1 protein-coding gene is annotated in these 608 nt (G+C 62.2%); it reads right to left on the reverse strand.

Features of this window, described 5'->3' with window-relative positions; all coding sequences use genetic code 11:
- A partial coding sequence (locus DNK89_RS23620) for a LysR family transcriptional regulator (protein WP_110962015.1) occupies positions 1-608 on the reverse strand: 608 nt, incomplete at both ends.

Below are 608 nucleotides of genomic sequence, written 5' to 3' on the forward strand. Positions count from 1 at the left end.
AGACAATGCCGAGCCCCGCCTCGGCTGCCTTCAGCAACGGCACCGATTCATCCGCATAAAGCCGCGGCCGTGGCACTACCTCCACCGTATGGCCGCGCGCATCGCTCAAACGCCAGACCTTTGTTGCCATCGAGCTCATCAAACCCTCGTGGTCACCCAGTGATTCAGGCGTTGCCGGATCGCCGTGCTCGGCGAGATAGGATGGTGCCGCCACAAGGGTGATCGGGTCTTCGCCCATGCGCCGCTGGACGAGATCGGAATCCGGTAAAGGTGCGAAATGGCTGCGGACCGCGAGATCAAAGCCATCCTGAACCAAGTCGACAAAACGGTCGGTAACGTGCAACTGGATCGTCAGTTTTGGATATTGTCGTGCCAGCACCGGCAGGCGATGCGCGAGCCGGAATTGCGCGTTCGGCACCGAGGTGGTGATCCGCACGATGCCGCTTGGCTCCGCCAAACGCCTGCGTACGACCGTTTCGACCGCTTCTGCCTCGATCACCGCTGCACTGGCATGATCGTACACGTCGCGCCCCACATCGGTCAGCGCAAAGCTGCGTGAACTGCGATGAAGCAGTTGCGCGCCGAGCGCCGCTTCCAGAGCTGCCACC

Origin of the sequence: Acidovorax sp. ST3 (genome assembly GCF_003231145.1) — a bacterium.
GTDB lineage: Bacteria > Pseudomonadota > Gammaproteobacteria > Burkholderiales > Burkholderiaceae_C > Acidovorax.